We start from the raw sequence: 15,160 nt of genomic DNA on the forward strand, positions 1-15,160 counted from the left end.
GCCGCTCACCCGCCGTTGGCGACGACCCGCTCGGCCTCCTCGACCACCAGCCGCCACGCGTTCTTCAGCTCCTCCAGGGCGGGCGCGTTGCGGTCGAGGAGGGTCTGCTGGTAGCCGGCCTGCACGGCCAGCCAGGTGCCCGGCAGATTGGTCCGCTGCTTGCACGCCACGTCCGTCACAGCGGTGGTGATCTCCTGGGAGCCGACCGGTTTCGGCCACTGCTGCCTGGCGGGCTCGGCGGGCGAGCGGTACCGGAAGCCGGACTCGGCCATGCAGGCGCTCCAGTCACCGGTGACCCCGACGACGCGGCTGTCGGCCCGGGTGAGCTGGTCGGACTGGTGGAGGAGCTTGCCCGGCAGCTCCTTGTCGAGCTTGTCGTACTCGGGCACGCGCACGAACGCCGTGTCGAAGCAGCCGGTGCCGTCGGATGGGGTGCCGACCGAGGTGAACCCGTAGAGCGCCTTCATCCACGCCTCCCCGTGCTCGCGCACCTGCTGGTCGAAGTCGGGCATCGCGCCCGCCCGGGCGAGCTCGTCCCCGCTCACCACCCCGGGTCGGGAGTACCCGGACTTCCTGGCCTGGTCGGAGTCGTTGAGCCCGTAGTCGGGCAGCGGCGCCGAAGACCCGGCCTGCCCGCCGCCACCGCCCGGGGTGTGGGAGAACCCCTTGTCCCGCATGCACTTGGTGACCAGCAGCGCGGACGCCTTGGTGAGCACCCCCTCGTTGCCCGCGGCGAGCTGGACGTACGGGGCGAGCGGCAGCTCCACGTCGGCGGCCGAGACCGGCGCGGGTGGCACCGACGCCGGGAGGGACGGCTCGGGCACCGGGGGGTTCTCCGCGGCCTGGTCCGGCGGACCGCTCGAACACCCGCCGAGCACCAGCGCGGCAGCCAACAACGATCCCAGTAGAGGGAGTTTCCCCATGACGGAACTTTATCAGTCTCAACAAGCCGGGATCTTGGAATCAATCGCAAAGATTTCGGCCGTTACGGGCCTATGTCTGAAAACAGCGCCTCACGACGCGATCGCGGGCGCCGCCCCAGCAGGTGGTGATGGCAGCCACCGGGGCGGCGCAGCCGCTCGACGATTTCCCGCGTCCGCCGCCGGATCTCCGGCTCGCGCCGCTCAGCGGCCTGCTGGGACAGGTACGGCGCTATCACCGCGTGGGTCCGCCGGTGGTCTCGCCGCGTACCCCTCGAGATCACGCTCCACGCGCTCGAAGATGTCCGATTGAGCCGGGGCCGCTCCACGGGTGTGGGTCTACAAGTCCGCGAACTCGGAGAGCGGCTTCGGGTGGTACCCGTACCGCGCCGCCCTCGTCTCGATCCGCTCGAACTCCGACTGCGGGAACGGGCGCGGGTAGTCCTCGATCATTCCGCTGGCGTCGACGGCCGTGACCCGAACGCGGCGCAGGGCCGACGCGAGGGCGATCGTGAAATCGGCCAGCTTCACGTGGACGCAGAACAGTGAGTCGCCGCGTTCGGCGCTCCAGATCTCGGAGAACTCGCTCCCATCGGGATGGCGGAAGTCGTGGACGGCCACGCTGACCCCGCCGGCGGGGTCTGCGACCAGATCGATGAAGTGCCCCTCGTGCACCGGGCCCTGCCACCGGCAACTGACCGACTCGGCGCCGTCGAGCAGGGTGTTGACGCATCTGAGCAGCTCCGGGAACCGGTCACTCGCCCAGTGGTTCTTGATGCTCACCGAGCGGCCGTCGAACGCGAGGGCGAACGTGCACCACCCGCGCGAGAACACCACCGCCAAGTCGATTTCGGCCATATCGCGAACCCCCCGTAGTTGGCGTGAATGCCGACGTCGACCAGCTTAGCCCCGGCAATGGGACACGCGACGACGCGAGATCCGCGCCAGCCAACGGTTGTGGGATCGCTATGCTCCGACCCCACCTACGATTGGTCCGCACATGTCGGAGATCCTGGCCCAGCACCACTTCCAGACGTTCCCCACCTACGGCCTGCTCGAGCTGCGCGACGCCGACAGCGACGTTCTCGACGATCCCGGCGAGATGGTGGGCGAGGCTATCGCGAACATCGCAGCCACCAGGTGGCACCACCTGTGCGTGTCCACCGTGCACAGCGAACTCCAGGTGACCGCCGACCTCGTCCTCTGGGACAGCGCCCCGCGACTCTCCCCGCCGACCGACGACGACCAGGGCCTGTTGCACCCGGGAGACCTGGAAAGCCTTACCGGACTGCTCACCCTTTCCTCGCCCACCGGTGACTGGACCGAGTTCACCCTTGTCACCGGCCCCGGCGTGTACACCACCGCCATTGAGCACCAGGGGCGGGCCGCCGCCACACAACGCCGCGACAACCCTCGCGAGGACCGCTCCAGCGCCGCTGAGCACTACACCATCCACCTTTGGCGCACCGCTGATGTCGTGCCGGACGATGACGACTGCTGAACTCCACGGAGCAGGCTGTGCGTTTGAACCGTGCCGGGCACTGGTGGCGCATCGCGTCTTGGCCATGCGCCGGCCTGCACGGGGTTCGTCGGCTACGCGGCGCCTGAGTCGCAGGCCCGACCGCTCCCCTGCGCGCTGATCTCCCTGGCCGCCCGCCTAGGGTCTTCCGCGTTGAGGCGGATGTGTTTGACCTGCCTTGTCCCGCCCTTCTTGAGGGTGAACCCGTGCGCGGATTCGAGAGTGATGGTGACGTTGGTGTCAGACGTCACCGAGCAGGCGATAGTGCTGTCATCGACGAACCGCGTGCCGAATCCAGCACTTGTCCGAGGCTCGGGGCGGACTGTGGCCACCGCGGTCAACGGGACCACGAGATCTCCCAGGACACCGGTGCGGATCACCAGCGCGTCATCACGGAGTTCGTGCGGTGTGGTCCGCCAGACCAAGCCCAGGCCGACGTACGTCCCGAGGGCGATAACCTCCAAGAGGAGGTGCGGAAGCGACCAGGCTGGCGGGATGACGCTGGCGATCACCACCGCGGTGAGGACCTCCACGCCCGCGAACACGAACACCGTCCGCTGCGGTCCTGCCGAATGCGGTATCGGGGCGCAGACAGGCACTGCGACACGGCGTGTGACCACGCGGAGCAGAGCCTCGAAAACGATGAGCGGTGCTGCGCGCTTTCGCGGCAGGAAGGTCGGACCATCGACAATTTCCCCGTGTGACATCTTGCCCCATCCCCCAGATGGCAACCGCCACCAACCTTACCATGACGAGACCGACTCGGTTTGCTGGCGAACAGCGCCGCCGACTCGCCGAGCACGGCCGCCACCTCGACCGCCTGCCCGTCCTGGTGCGCGGGGTCGGCGGCGCAGGTCATGTGCTCTGCTTCATCAGCAGGGTTTGTTGGTCCAGCGGTTCACCAGAGGAGACTTCCATGGCACTCGTCATCTCCGACATGTCCATGTCGCTCGACGGATATGTCACCGGCCCCAACGACAGCCGCGAGAACCCGTTCGGCGACGGTGCCCGCTCCCTCCACGACTGGCTGTGGAAGGACCCATCGGACGAGGACCGCGCGATCATGCGGGAAGCGCTCGAGACCTGCGGCGCGGTCGTGATGGGGCGCAAGTCGTTCGCCAAGAACGAGGGCGATGGCGGTTGGGGCGACGAGGGTCCGGTGCCCGGGCTGCCGGTCTACGTCGTCACCCACCACGAACCTGCCGAGAGGTACCCGGACGTCTACCGCTTTGTCACCGGCGGGGTCGCCAGCGCCATCGAGCAGGCCAAGCAGGCGGCGGGCGAGAAGAACGTGGGGCTGCACGGTGCGACCATCATGCAGCAGGCCCTCCCGCTCGGGCTGGTCGACGAGATCGTGGTGCACGTGGTCCCGCTCCTGATCGGCGGTGGGTGCCGGTTGTTCGACCTGCTCCCGAACGCGGTCCACCTCGAGCGCACCGCGGCCGTCGCCACCCCTGCGGTGACCCACCTGCGGTACCGCGTCGTCCGCTGAGGCGCGCACGGGGTTCATCGGACGTGGGGCGGTTAGCCGGTGCAGACGACGAGGAGGAGACACGGCGGAGACCGCCAGCGACCGCCTGCTCAGCCGGCTGCGGGACTGGGGTGTGACCCAGGTGTTCGGCTACCCCGACGACGGGGTCAACGGGATCGTCGCGGCGTTCGGCCACGCGGACGACCGGCCCAGGTTCGTGCAGGTGCGCCGCGAGGAGATGGGCGCGTTAGCCGCGGCCGGCCAGGCCAAGGTCGGTGGTGAGGTCGCCGTCTGCCTGGCCACCTCCGGGCCGAGGCCATCCACCTGCTCAACGGCCTCTACGACGCCAAGCTCGCCCACGTGCCCGTGGTGGCCATCGTCGGGCAGACCGAGCGCAGCGCCATGGGCGGGTCGTACCAGCAGGAGGTCGACCTGCAGGCGCTGTTCAAGAACGTCGCCTCCGGAAGGTCAACGTGCCGGAGCAGTTGCCCAACGCGCTCGACCGGGCCATCCGCGTGGCGCAGGCCACCGGCTCGCCGATCGCGCTGATCATCCCGGCCGAGGTGCGGGAGCTGCCCCACAGCGCGCCGACCCACGACTTCACGATGGTGCCGTCCAGCCCGCCCGGGTCGGAACTGGCGCGGGGGGCCGAGGTCATCAACGCCGGGTCGAAGGTGGCCGTGCTGGTCGGGCAGGGCGCGCGGTCGGCCGCGCCGCAGGTGCGGGCGCTGGCCGAGGCGACCGGGGCCGGGGGCGTCAAGGCGCTGCTGGGCAAGGATGTGCTGCCCTACGTCACCGGGTCGATCGGCCTGCCGGCTACGAGTTGATGCGCGACTGCGACACCCTGGCTCATCGTCGGCTCGAACTTCCCGTACTCGCGGTTCCTGCCCGAGTTCGGCCAAGCGCGCGCCGTGCGGATCGACGTGGATGGCCGCAACGTCGCCGACTGGTGGGAGACCGTCGACCGGCTCGCTGTCGGGCACCCTGGCCTTTATGTGCCCGGCCGTCCCCTACGCCATCGGCGCCAAGTTCGACCACCCGGACCGGCCCGTCTTGGCACTCGTGGGCGACGGCGCGATGCAGATGAACGGCATGGCCGAGCTGATCACCATCGCCCACTACCGCCGCCTTCGCCCGCTCCCTCGGCCTCGACGGCGTCAACGTCGACTCCCCCGACGACCGCGGCAGCGCCTCCGGCGTTGTAGCGCAACGACAACCGGCGCGGCCAAGATACCTAGCGATAGCAAGACGAGAAGCACGATGCCCGCCGCCTCACCGCTGGGAAACAGCAGTCGCATCAGGAACCACCAGGCCGTGTACGAGACCAGGTACCAGAGCGACAGCAAGATGCGTCTGCGCCACTTGGACCTCTTGTCAGCGACCACTGTCAGCCCCCCACTTGATTTCCCGTCTCGTCAACGTAACAACGCCCGGAGGTGGCCGCACAACCCTCGCGCGGGGGACCGGACAACCGCACCGATTAGTCGTGAGTGGACGGTCAGGGCCGCGGGACCAGGCGCTTGGCGGTCCGGCGGAACGCCCAGAGGACGACCAGGGCGGCGAGCGCGGTCAGCGGGGTGCCCATGGCGACCTTGGCGACGGCCAGCCAGGTGGTGGAGTCCGCGACGTAGAGCCACTGCTTGACCGCGAACCGGGCGCCGAAGACGAGCGCGGCGAGCAGCGTCGCGACGTCGTGGGCGCGCAGGGCGACGGGGTCGGCGCGCCAGTCGTGCTCGCCGCCGTGCGCCAGGTTCCACACGACGCCGGTCAGCGGGCGCCGGGCCAGCACCGAGGCGAGGGTGACGACGAACCCGGCGAGGGCCGCCCAGATGCCGATGACGAAGAAGTCCTTGGCCGACCCCGTCACGGCGACGACCCCCACGGCGGCGCCGATGCCGAGCAGTCCCCCGACCGCCGAGGTGAGGCGCTCCCCGCGCAGCAGCCGGAAGCCGGTCAGCGCCAGGCCGACGGCGAGCGAGGCCCAGATGGTCACCGCCGGCGGCAGGAAGGCGTTGGCGCTGACGAAGACGACGACCGGGACCGTGGTGTAGACGAACCCCATGGGCCCGCCCATCTGGTCGAGCACGGTGGGCTCGCGCTCGGTGGATTCCTGCCGCGCCATGGCTGTGCGTCCTCTTTGGTCGGTGCGTGCTCGATGATCAGCAGAAGGCATGCCGCCGCGGCACACTCAAGCGTGCCGTGACGTGGGCCACAAGATCGCAGGTTCGGCTTGCGCCTGCCGCGACGGCACGGTTTCGACTGGCGCACGGCGGCGCGACCGCGTCGGCTGTCGACGGGACGAGGTGACGACCATGGCGTGGAGCACGCGTGAGATCGCCGAGCTCGCGGGCACCAGCCTGCGCGCGGTGCGGCACTACCACGACATCGGGCTCTTGGCGGTTCCCGAACGGCGGGCGAACGGCTACAAGCAGTACGGCGTCGCGCACCTGGTCCGCGTGCTCCGGATCAAGCGGCTGAGCGAGCTGGGGTTCTCACTGGGCCAGATCGCCGACATGGACCGCGACGACGAGCAGCCGGAGCAGGCGCTGCGCACGCTCGACGCCGAGCTGGGCTCCACCATCGAGCGCCTGCGGCGGGTGCGGGGGGAGCTCGGGGCGGTCCTGCGCGATGGCGCGCCGACGGACCTGCCCGCCGAGCTCGCCCCCGCCGACGAGGCGGGGCTGTCCGGCGCCGACCGGTCGTACATCGTCGTCCTGGCCGGGCTGCTCGGGCCGCGGGGCCGCCAGGCCTGCGCCGACCTGCTCCGCGAGGGCTCCGGGGACCCGGCGGGCACCGGGTTCGACGCCCTCGCCGCCGACGTCGACGAGTCCACGCGCGCGGGCCTCGCCGAACGCCTCGCGCCGTTCGCGCTGGCGGTGCTGGGCGAGGGCCCGGGCCCGCGCGACCGCTACAACCCCGCCCAGCTCGACGTCATCCGCCGCGTCAAGGAGCTGACCAGTCGGATGTCCATGAGGGCCTGACCGGGTCGATGGGCGCAGGCCACCCGCTGGGGGTCGTGCGAACCCGGTCGTGCCGGGGGCGGTCTCACAGCCTGATGCGGCGGGGCATCGCGCCTAGGGCCAAGAGGACGACCACGGGCAGCGCGAGGAAGACCACCGCCTCCAGCGCGGTGGGAATCCTGATCGAACCCGTGAGCGCGGTGGCCAGGAGCGCGGTCATGACGGGGAGCAGCAGCACCAGCGCGGCGCGGCGGCCGGTGCGCGAGCGGGGGCCGCAGGCCGCCAGGGCGCCGACGACCGCCACCGCGGGCGCCAGCCACTCGGCCACGGTGTCACCGAAGCCCAAGACCCCCAGGGAGGTGGTGGCGAGGACGGTCACGGCCAGGACGAGGACGGCGCGCGTGCCCACCTGCTCCCGACCCCGCTCAGCCCCGGCCGCCCACGTGAGCGCGACCGCGGTCAGCACGCCGGTCAGCACCCACCCCGCCCGCGGACCCCACCACCACACCGGGCCGACGAACGCCAACACCACGAGCCCGGCCGCGCCGACCCACGCCGCCACGGCGGCGGCCCGCCGCAGCCGGCACACGCTGAGCGCGGCCACGACGGCCCAGACGCCCCACACCGGCGCGTCCGGGACCTGCTGGGTCCACGGCATCTGCCCCAGCGCGCCTGCCCGCACCCACCACGCCAGCTCGTGCAGCGCGGTCGTGGCGCCGGCCAGCATCGCGATCGGCCCCAGGAGCGCCACGACCGCGAACACCTCACGCACGTCGACGCCGCCGTCGACGGCCACCACCCGCCGCAGGTGCAACTGCACGGCGCCGCGCACCAGGTCGGCGGAGTCGCGCCAGCCCGGCTTGCGCCGGTCGCCCGCGCTCTCCAGCAGGACCCCGAGCATCTCCTCGCCGTTGTCCTCGCGGTGATCGCGCGGGTAGAGGCCCAACAGGCGCCGGTAGCGCCGCTCCAACTCACTCATGCCGTTCCCCCCGCGAGCCGTCCGCGCAGGCGCGTCTCCGCCGCGCGCGTGTGCGCCCGCACCCTGTTCACCTCGGCCGCCAACCTGGCCGCCCCCGCGTCGGTCAGCCGGTAGTAGCGCCGAAGCCTGCCGTCCACCACTTCTTCCCGGTCGACGGCCACCCACCCGGCGGTCGACAACCGGTCGAGCGCGGCGTAGAGCGTGCCCGCGCGCAGCGTGACCCGCCCGTCGGAGATCTTCTCGATGTCGAGCAGGATGCCGTATCCGTGCTGCGCCCGATCGGCCAACGCCGTCAGGATCAGGAAGGTCGGCTCTCTCAGCGTCCCATCGGTCATATAACCGGTATATACTAGTCAACTGACTATCACAAGGTAATGCGGCAATTCGCCGGAAATCTGCCGACTTCGACGGACGACCAGGTCGAGAAATGGCGTTCTTTTCTCGACGTCCCGCAGACAGAACTCCGGGGTGGCCGGCTTGATGAAGCCGACCACCCCGGAGTTGGTCACACGAATCGATCAGTGGACCGCAAGGCCCCTGCGCGACTTAGTCGTCGTCGTCAGCGTTGTAGGTGTTGCCGACGCCGTTGACGTTGTTGCTGTTGTTGTCGTTGTTGTCGTTGTTGTCGTTGTTGTCGTTGCCGCTGCCGTAGCCGTGGTCGTGGCCGTGGCCGTGGCCCCAGCCGTGCCCGTGGCCCCAGCCGTGGCCGTGGCCCTGGCCGTGGCCCCAGCCGTGGCCGTAGTCACGGCCACCCGCCTGGGCGAAGGTGCTGGAGGAGGCGGCACCGCCCGGGCCGGCCGCGGTGGCCTGCTGGCCGAATGCCGAGCCGCCGACGTGACCGCCGGGGTAGCTGCGGTCGGCACCCGCGACGGACCCGACCGTCGTGCTGCTGGCGCCGTTCGGACCGGTCACGGCGCTCTGCTTCAGGTAGAAGGCGTTGCCGTTGTGGTCGACGCCGGAAATGGTCCGCTCGCTGGCCGTGCCGTTTGGGCCCGCCGCGGTCGACGAATTGCTGTAACCGTCCGCCATGGCCACGCCCGCCATGCCGAGCGTCATGGGAAGGGCGAGGAGGCTACCCGCGATCACACGAGTGATGGTGCGCATTGCTGTACCCGTCTTTCCGTTGTTTCGGCGATCTTGACTTCGGCGATCGGAACTTCGATCTACAGCAAAGCTAACAGCGCCCCCGGCATGCTTGCCGCGTCTCCGCACCCTCTTCATACGAAGGAGTGCTGACCGGCGGAATATGTTTGCCCGCTTTCCCAGCGGGCTCAGCCCATCGGATTCGGGAACACCGTGATCAATGCGATCACAATTCACCGAGGCCGCATGTGCTGGTCAGCCCGCATTCGCCGAGGTGCCCGAGAACATGATCCCGGCCGGGCCCAAAATCATCTTCCGCTTGAAGTAGGTGCTGACGCCGTCATCGGACACGGAGGACGAGACGATGTCGTGCGCCACCCCGCCGTGTCCCACGTGCAAGCCCTGCTCGCTGAAGTCGTCGGCCGAGGCGGTCCCGGCGGCTGCCGCGGACAGCGGCACGGCCAGGGCGAGGGCGATCAGGGCGCGGGCGCGAAACGACATGTCTATCTCCTTGATCAAGGTGAGTGGAAATCGATGGCCGACTTTGGCAGCGGGCGGACCGCGTGTCCAAACCCATCACTCGATCGTGCGTGATCAATCCGCCGAGCCGCCGCAGCGACTGTTGTGCCCGCAATCGAGAGGACTGGATTCACCCCCGATCCGCCGGGTACCCCGCTGATCCCCACCGCGCGGCGACACCGCTCGACTCCCCACCGAGAGAGGCAGCCATGTGCACGTCCGAAGACCCCCCTGATGACGGGTTCGACCTGGACCTGAAGGACCCGACGCCCCCGCTGGCCACGGTCAGGGAACGGCTGAGCGCCGAGATGAACGCCCTGGAGGACCAGAAGCTCGACGACCTCCTCCTCATCTGCAACGAGCTCGTCACCAACGCCTACGAGCACGCGGAGGGCCCGCGCCGCATCGCGGTGCACTGCGTGCGCCACCGGACGGCGGTCCTGGTCGAGGTCCGCGACGGCAGCCCGGACCGGCGGCTGGCGCCGAGGCGCTCGCGGACGGATGAGGCGCGGGGCCGGGGTCTGGTGCTGGTCGGGGCGCTCGCGCCGGACAGTTGGGGGGTCCGGACGGAGGCGACCGGGAAGACCGTGTGGGCGGAGCTGGCCCTCACCTGAGCCGGACCGGTCCCGTACGCCCCCGCCCCGGCGGGCGAGGGGCGGGATCAGGACGCGGTCGCGGGGTCACGGGTCGATATGGACGATCAGCAGGACCACGTCGTCGTCGCGGACCTCGCCGACGAGGTGCTCGTGGAGGTCGTCCAGGAGGGTGTGCAGGTCGGTCTTGGGGGCGGCGGCCACGGCGCGGGCGGCGGTGGCGATCTCGTCGTCGATGTCCAGGCGCCTGCGTTCCACCAGGCCGTCGGTGTAGAGCAGCAGGGTGTCGCCGGGGGCCAGTTCGGCGTGGTGGTCGCGCAGGGGGGCCTTGCGGAACTCGGGGTAGCCGAACATCAGGTCCCGGCTGTGGATGACCTCGACGGCGCCGGTCGCGCGGGCGACGATCAGCGGTGGGTGGCCGGTGTTGGTCCAGCGCATCGCCCAGCTCCCGGTGGGCAGGGGGCGCAGGTGGGCGTGGATGAGCGTGCCGGAGGCCCCGGTGCCCACGGCCGCGCACGCTCGCTCGACGGCGGCGACGATCGTCGACGGCGGGCCGTCCGGGCGTTCCCAGGTCGCCTGGCGGGCCATGCTGCGGACCTGGCCCATCACGGCGGCGGCGTGCGTGTCGTGGCCGGTGATGTCGCCGACGCTGACCGCGAGGGCGTCGCCGCAGGTCGCGCTGGGGGTGCGCAGGTCCAGCAGCGGGATCGCGTCGAACCAGTCGCCGCCGACCTTGTCGTCGTCGGAGGCGGGCCAGTAGCGGGCGGCGAGGCGCAGACCGGGGACGGTGGGCAGGTCCGTGAGCATGGCGTCCTGCAACTGGTGGGCGACGGTGATGCGCCGCTGCAGGAACCGGGTGCGCTCGACCGCGTGCGCCACGTAGTCGGCCAGCGTGGTCAGCACGACCCGCTCGATGGGGTCGAGGGCGCGCCTGCCCGCCCAGCCGAACATGAGCGCGCCGATCACCCCCTCCGCCCCGGACAGCGGCGCGCAGGCCAGCGACCGCAGGCCCACCGCGCGGTAGGCCCGCTGGATGTCCTCGGGGAACGCGGCCGCCAGCTCGTCCTCGTCGCCGAACACCTGCAACGCGCGCTCCCGGATGGCCAGCGCGGTGGGGAGCTGGGCGTCGAGGGTGGTCACCGCGTCGACGGGCTCGGGGCCGACGCTCTGGTCGGGGTCGTCCACGCGGACCAGCCGCTTGCCGCCCTGGGTGAGGCTGAGCCCGACGTAGGCGGGGGCGATGTCGCCGGAGACCAGGTCGGTGACCACGGACCGGATCTCGTCGACGTCGTTGGTGCGGGCCAGCGCCTGCGAGGCGGCGAGGAGCAGTTGCGAGCGCTGGAAGGCCTGGCGCAGCGACTTGCCCGCGGCGTCGGTGCGCACCCGCTCCCGGTTCGCGTCGCGCTCGGCGATGAGCACCTGCAACCGCGCCGAGCAGCCCTGCCCCAGCACCGCGAGCAGGTCCAACTCGGCCTCGGTCCACCGCCTGGGCTCGATGTCGATCGCGCACAGCGAGCCCAGCACCAGGCCCGCCGCGTCGAGGAGCGGGACCCCGGCGTAGGCCACGACCCCGAGGTCGGGGATGGCGCGGTTGCGCTCCAGCCGCGGGTCCAGCCGGGCGTCGGCCACCGCCAGCGGCCTGGCGCCGGTGACGACGTGCTGGCAGAACGAGTGGCTCGGCGGGGTGGACCGGCAGCTCGCCCACGGCTCGCCCAACCCGGCCAGGCCGGGCAGCGCCTGCCCGTCCGCGCTGACCAGCGACACCAGCGCGACCGGCGCCCGCAGCAGCCGCCGCACCTGCTCGGCGACCTCGTCCATCGCCGGGTCCGCGGTCGGCCCCAGCCCGGTCTCGGCCAGGGCGGCCAGCCGCCGGGCGTCGGCGAGTCCGGCCGTGCCCGGCTCGTGCCCGCCAACGCTCATCCGGCACACCTCACGAGTCCGCGTCCGCCGCGCCCCGGCGATCGAATCGCGAGCCTATCCGCTGGGCGGGGGCGTCAGCCGGACGACTCTGTGGCGTAGACGACGATCTTGTCCTCGCGCGGGCGCTGGCCACCGTTGTAATCGCCTCCGCAGGTGGTCAGCCGCGGCGTCGCGCCCGGGGTGGGCCCGTAGGCGGGGTCGGTGGGGAACTCGGCCTCCGGGTAGCGGCGCACGCCGTCGCCGGTGAAGGTCGCGGTCCGCCCGTCGGAGCGGGCGACGGCGACGGGGGCGAGGTCGCGCAGCCGGGAGAAGACGGCGGGAGCGGTCGTGGGCAGGACGCGGCCCAGGGCCGTCCAGGCGGTTCCGTGGGAGGTCGGGGACTCCCGCGAGCAGCACCCGCCGGTCGGCGACGGTCACGGTGGCGTGCTCGATGACGGCGGTCCCTGCCGGCGCACCAAGATCGTCGTGGCTCACCGGCTCACCACGCCCGGGGCGCCGACCGGGTCCTGTCAGGCCGTGTCGCGCTCGCGGCCGCGCAGCCGCACGACCACGAACAGCCCGACAGCCACCAGCACGGCCACGATGACGATCTTCTGGAAGACGCCCGCGTAGTCGTCGACCAGGTGCCAGTTGGCGCCGAGGTACCAGCCGCCCATGACGAAGACCGTGTTCCAGATCAGGCTGCCCAAGGTGGTCAGGGTGACGAACTTGACCCAGCCCATGCGTTCGACGCCCGCGGGCAGTGAGATGACGCTGCGGAACAGCGGCACCATGCGGCCGAGGAACACGGCCTTGTCGCCGTGCTTGGCGAACCACGCCTCCGCCCGGTCGAAGTCCGTCGCCTTCATCAGCGGGATCTTGGTCACCAGCGCCCTGGTCCGCTCCCGACCGAGCAGCGCCCCGAGCAGGTAGACGATCACCGCGCCGACGACAGAGCCGACCGTGGTCCAGATCAATGCCTCAGCCAAGGAGAACGACCCCTGATTGGCGGAGAAGCCCGCCAGGGGGAGCACGAGTTCGCTGGGGATCGGCGGGAACAGGTTGTCGGCTCCCACCACCAGCGCCGCTCCCGGGCCACCAAGCGCCTCCATCAGCCCAACAGCCCATCCGGCGATACCGTCGAGCCTCGGCGGGGCGTTCTCGGCTATGGGCGGCAATCCGTACATGGTGCGATCCCCTTGAATGTCAACCGTTTGCTGTGCCGCCAACGTTATGAAGAACCGACAACACAGCCAATGCGGCTTCCCACCCAGCTCGGGTGTGGCGAACCGCAGCGCGCGCACTGCGGTAAACCGCAGTCCGCGCCTGCGTGGGCTCGGCTAGTTTCGTCTGGTGCACCTGGACGACGCTGGCTCGCCGAATGGTCGCGTGCCCACCGAGGAGTTGAGCGCGCGTGCGGTCGCGTCGCGCTGGCTGCGGGCCGTGGTCAGCCTGGTCGCAGGCGGGGTCCTGAGCTTTCTCGAGGTCGCGTTCCTGTGCGCGCGGACGCTGCTCTGGGCGTTGTCGTGGCTGCCGGGATCGGCTGAACGCGCGCGAGTCGTTGACAACCGAGCGCGCTCTCTCACCGGCTTGCACCTGCGCCGCGTCCGCCGATTCCACGGACCCGTCCACGCGCGGGCGCTGACGGCCGAGCGGTGCAAGCGCTACCTGGGGTTGCGCTGGCTGGTCGGCGGGCTGGGCGCGGGTGTCCTGATGCTGCTGACGGTGTTCTTGGTGGTGGCGGGCTCGATGCTCTCCGCGTGGGCGCTCGACGGCGGGTGGGGGCTGATCGAGAACGCGGAGGGCCGAGTCGACCTGTCGCTCCTGGCGATCGCCGCGCCGCCGGGCCTGATGTTGACCTTCGTGACCGCGGTGGGCGTGCTCGCCGTGGGCAGTCTGGACCGCTGGTTGGCCATCGAGGTGCTCGGCTACTCCGACCAGGCGCTGTTGCGCAGGCGCGTCGTCGACCTGACGACGACGCGGGCGGACGTGATCGAGGCCATCGACGACGAGCGCAGGCGCATCGAGCGCGACCTGCACGACGGCGTGCAGCAGCGGGTGGTGGCCCTGGGACTGCTCATCGGCCGGGCCCGCCGGGCCTCGCCGGGCGGCACCGCGTCTCACGACCTCCTCGAGCAGGCCCAGGCCGTCGCGCAGGAGACCATCAGCGAACTGCGGGAGGTCGCGCTGCGCGTCTACCCGAGCACGTTGGACGGTGGCGGGGTGCCCGCCGCCCTCGAGGCGCTGGCCGAGCGGTCCAGCGTCCCGGTCAGACTGGAAGTCGCGCTGGCCGGCCGGTTGCCCTCGACTGTGGAGACAGTGGTCTACTTCGTGGCGTCGGAGGCGGTGAACAACGCCACCAAGCACGCCGCCCCCTCCGTCGTGGTCGTGTCGGTGGCCGCGACGGGGGACCACGTGACGGTGACGATCACCGATGACGGCCGAGGGGGCGCCGATCCCTCGGGCACCGGGTTGTCCGGCCTGGCCCGGCGGGTCGCCGCCGTGGATGGGAGGTTCACAGTGGACAGTCCTGCGGGCGGTCCCACCGTCGTCCGGGCGGAGCTGCCGTGCGGGTGATCCTGGCCGAGGACTCGACCCTGCTGCGCGAGGGCCTGGTCCGACTGCTGGCCGAGGAGGGCCACGACGTCGTCGCGGCCGTGGGCAACGCCGTCGAACTGCTGGCCGCCACCGCCCGCCACCGCCCCGACATCGTCGTCACCGACGTGCGGATGCCACCGGACTTCGACGACGACGGCCTGCGCGCCGCGTTGCGGATCCGCGACGAGTTCCCGGGCACAGCGGTGCTGGTGCTGTCCCAGTACGTGGAGAACCGCTACGCCACCGAATTGATCACCAACGTCTCCGGCGGTGTCGGCTACCTGCTCAAGGACCGGGTCGCCCAGGTCGACGAGTTCCTCGACGCGCTGGACCGGGTCGCGGCGGGCGGCACGGCGTTCGACCCCGAGGTCGTCCGGCGACTGCTGACCAGGACATCCCACGCGAATCCGGTGGAGACCCTGAGCCAGCGGGAGCAGCAGGTGCTGCGCCTGATGGCCGAGGGTCTGACCAACGCCAGCATCTCGGGGTCGCTGCACATCTCCCAGAGCGCGGTGGAGAAGCACATCAACGCGATCTTCGACAAGCTGGGGCTCACCGGGTCCACCGGTCTGAGCAGGCGCGTCGTCGCCGTGGTCAAGTACCTCGGGAGCTGAGGACC

17 protein-coding genes and 1 pseudogene are annotated in these 15,160 nt (G+C 71.1%); 7 read left to right on the top strand and 11 right to left on the bottom strand.

The genetic code is table 11. The annotated features are described in order from the left end of the window. Positions 1 to 5 precede the first annotated feature (5 nt). Together GCL84_RS15345 and GCL84_RS15350 are read right to left on the bottom strand one after the other, a co-directional pair. A complete protein-coding gene (locus GCL84_RS15345) occupies positions 6 to 923 on the bottom strand; it encodes a hypothetical protein (protein ID WP_156756151.1) in 918 nt (305 codons plus the stop codon). Between the two features lie 336 nt (positions 924 to 1,259). Further along, positions 1,260 to 1,778, bottom strand: a complete 519-nt coding sequence (locus GCL84_RS15350) for a hypothetical protein (protein WP_156756152.1) — start codon at positions 1,776 to 1,778, stop codon at positions 1,260 to 1,262. 142 nt (positions 1,779 to 1,920) lie between these two features. On the opposite strand from GCL84_RS15350, the gene GCL84_RS15355 reads away from it, so the two are divergent. Beyond that, on the top strand, positions 1,921 to 2,421 hold the full coding sequence (locus GCL84_RS15355) for a hypothetical protein (RefSeq protein WP_156756153.1): 501 nt from the start codon (positions 1,921 to 1,923) through the stop codon (positions 2,419 to 2,421). Between the two features lie 92 nt (positions 2,422 to 2,513). Here the strand turns inward: GCL84_RS15355 and GCL84_RS15360 are convergent, their stop codons facing one another. Continuing rightward, entirely contained in the window at positions 2,514 to 2,990 is a 477-nt protein-coding gene (locus GCL84_RS15360; RefSeq protein ID WP_156756154.1) for a hypothetical protein, read from the bottom strand. 365 nt (positions 2,991 to 3,355) lie between these two features. Between GCL84_RS15360 and GCL84_RS15365 the strand changes: the two genes are divergently transcribed. Next, the gene (locus GCL84_RS15365; protein ID WP_156756155.1) at positions 3,356 to 3,931 is read left to right on the top strand and encodes a dihydrofolate reductase family protein; all 576 of its coding nucleotides are present in this window, start codon (positions 3,356 to 3,358) and stop codon (positions 3,929 to 3,931) included. A 16-nt stretch (positions 3,932 to 3,947) separates the two neighbouring features. Next, positions 3,948 to 5,056 (top strand): annotated as a pseudogene (locus GCL84_RS15370) (thiamine pyrophosphate-binding protein); the annotation flags it as partial. A 352-nt stretch (positions 5,057 to 5,408) separates the two neighbouring features. Here GCL84_RS15370 and GCL84_RS15375 read toward each other — a convergent pair. Next, positions 5,409 to 6,032, bottom strand: coding sequence for a DUF3159 domain-containing protein (locus GCL84_RS15375; protein ID WP_156756156.1), 624 nt, complete (start codon positions 6,030 to 6,032; stop codon positions 5,409 to 5,411). Positions 6,033 to 6,222: 190 nt separating this feature from the next. Here GCL84_RS15375 and GCL84_RS15380 point away from each other — a divergent pair, with 190 nt between their 5' ends. After that, positions 6,223 to 6,891, top strand: coding sequence for a MerR family transcriptional regulator (locus tag GCL84_RS15380; protein WP_156756157.1), 669 nt, complete (start codon positions 6,223 to 6,225; stop codon positions 6,889 to 6,891). A 64-nt stretch (positions 6,892 to 6,955) separates the two neighbouring features. On the opposite strand, the gene GCL84_RS15385 is transcribed toward GCL84_RS15380, so the two are convergent. From GCL84_RS15385 to GCL84_RS15400, 4 genes are all read right to left on the bottom strand, one after another. Beyond that, on the bottom strand, positions 6,956 to 7,849 hold the full coding sequence (locus GCL84_RS15385; RefSeq protein WP_156756158.1) for a hypothetical protein: 894 nt from the start codon (positions 7,847 to 7,849) through the stop codon (positions 6,956 to 6,958). Next, a complete protein-coding gene (locus GCL84_RS15390) occupies positions 7,846 to 8,184 on the bottom strand; it encodes a PadR family transcriptional regulator (RefSeq protein ID WP_156756159.1) in 339 nt (112 codons plus the stop codon). Before GCL84_RS15390 ends, GCL84_RS15385 begins: the two co-directional genes overlap by 4 nt. A gap of 211 nt (positions 8,185 to 8,395) precedes the next feature. Then, entirely contained in the window at positions 8,396 to 8,953 is a 558-nt protein-coding gene (locus GCL84_RS29305) for a hypothetical protein (protein ID WP_197523273.1), read from the bottom strand. A gap of 234 nt (positions 8,954 to 9,187) precedes the next feature. After that, on the bottom strand, positions 9,188 to 9,433 hold the full coding sequence (locus GCL84_RS15400) for a hypothetical protein (RefSeq protein WP_156756160.1): 246 nt from the start codon (positions 9,431 to 9,433) through the stop codon (positions 9,188 to 9,190). Between the two features lie 227 nt (positions 9,434 to 9,660). Here GCL84_RS15400 and GCL84_RS15405 point away from each other — a divergent pair, with 227 nt between their 5' ends. Beyond that, positions 9,661 to 10,065: an ATP-binding protein gene (locus tag GCL84_RS15405; RefSeq protein ID WP_156756161.1), complete on the top strand. Its 405-nt coding sequence runs from the start codon at positions 9,661 to 9,663 to the stop codon at positions 10,063 to 10,065. 66 nt (positions 10,066 to 10,131) lie between these two features. On the opposite strand, the gene GCL84_RS15410 is transcribed toward GCL84_RS15405, so the two are convergent. The 3 genes from GCL84_RS15410 to GCL84_RS15420 all read right to left on the bottom strand — a co-directional run bounded on the left by GCL84_RS15410 (position 10,132) and on the right by GCL84_RS15420 (position 13,130). Then, the gene (locus GCL84_RS15410; RefSeq protein WP_156756162.1) at positions 10,132 to 11,964 is read right to left on the bottom strand and encodes a SpoIIE family protein phosphatase; all 1,833 of its coding nucleotides are present in this window, start codon (positions 11,962 to 11,964) and stop codon (positions 10,132 to 10,134) included. Positions 11,965 to 12,038: 74 nt separating this feature from the next. Beyond that, the gene (locus GCL84_RS15415) at positions 12,039 to 12,197 is read right to left on the bottom strand and encodes a class F sortase (protein WP_156756163.1); all 159 of its coding nucleotides are present in this window, start codon (positions 12,195 to 12,197) and stop codon (positions 12,039 to 12,041) included. A 276-nt stretch (positions 12,198 to 12,473) separates the two neighbouring features. Continuing rightward, a complete protein-coding gene (locus GCL84_RS15420; protein ID WP_156756164.1) occupies positions 12,474 to 13,130 on the bottom strand; it encodes a DedA family protein in 657 nt (218 codons plus the stop codon). 166 nt (positions 13,131 to 13,296) lie between these two features. On the opposite strand from GCL84_RS15420, the gene GCL84_RS15425 reads away from it, so the two are divergent. Both GCL84_RS15425 and GCL84_RS15430 read left to right on the top strand, forming a co-directional pair. Next, positions 13,297 to 14,520, top strand: coding sequence for a sensor histidine kinase (locus tag GCL84_RS15425; protein WP_197523274.1), 1,224 nt, complete (start codon positions 13,297 to 13,299; stop codon positions 14,518 to 14,520). Continuing rightward, positions 14,511 to 15,155, top strand: coding sequence for a response regulator transcription factor (locus tag GCL84_RS15430; RefSeq protein ID WP_156756165.1), 645 nt, complete (start codon positions 14,511 to 14,513; stop codon positions 15,153 to 15,155). The genes GCL84_RS15425 and GCL84_RS15430 overlap by 10 nt, the downstream gene beginning before the upstream one ends. Positions 15,156 to 15,160: the final 5 nt, after the last annotated feature.

This window comes from Actinokineospora pegani, from assembly GCF_009745975.1.
In the GTDB taxonomy this organism is placed as follows: Bacteria; Actinomycetota; Actinomycetes; order Mycobacteriales; family Pseudonocardiaceae; genus Actinokineospora; species Actinokineospora pegani.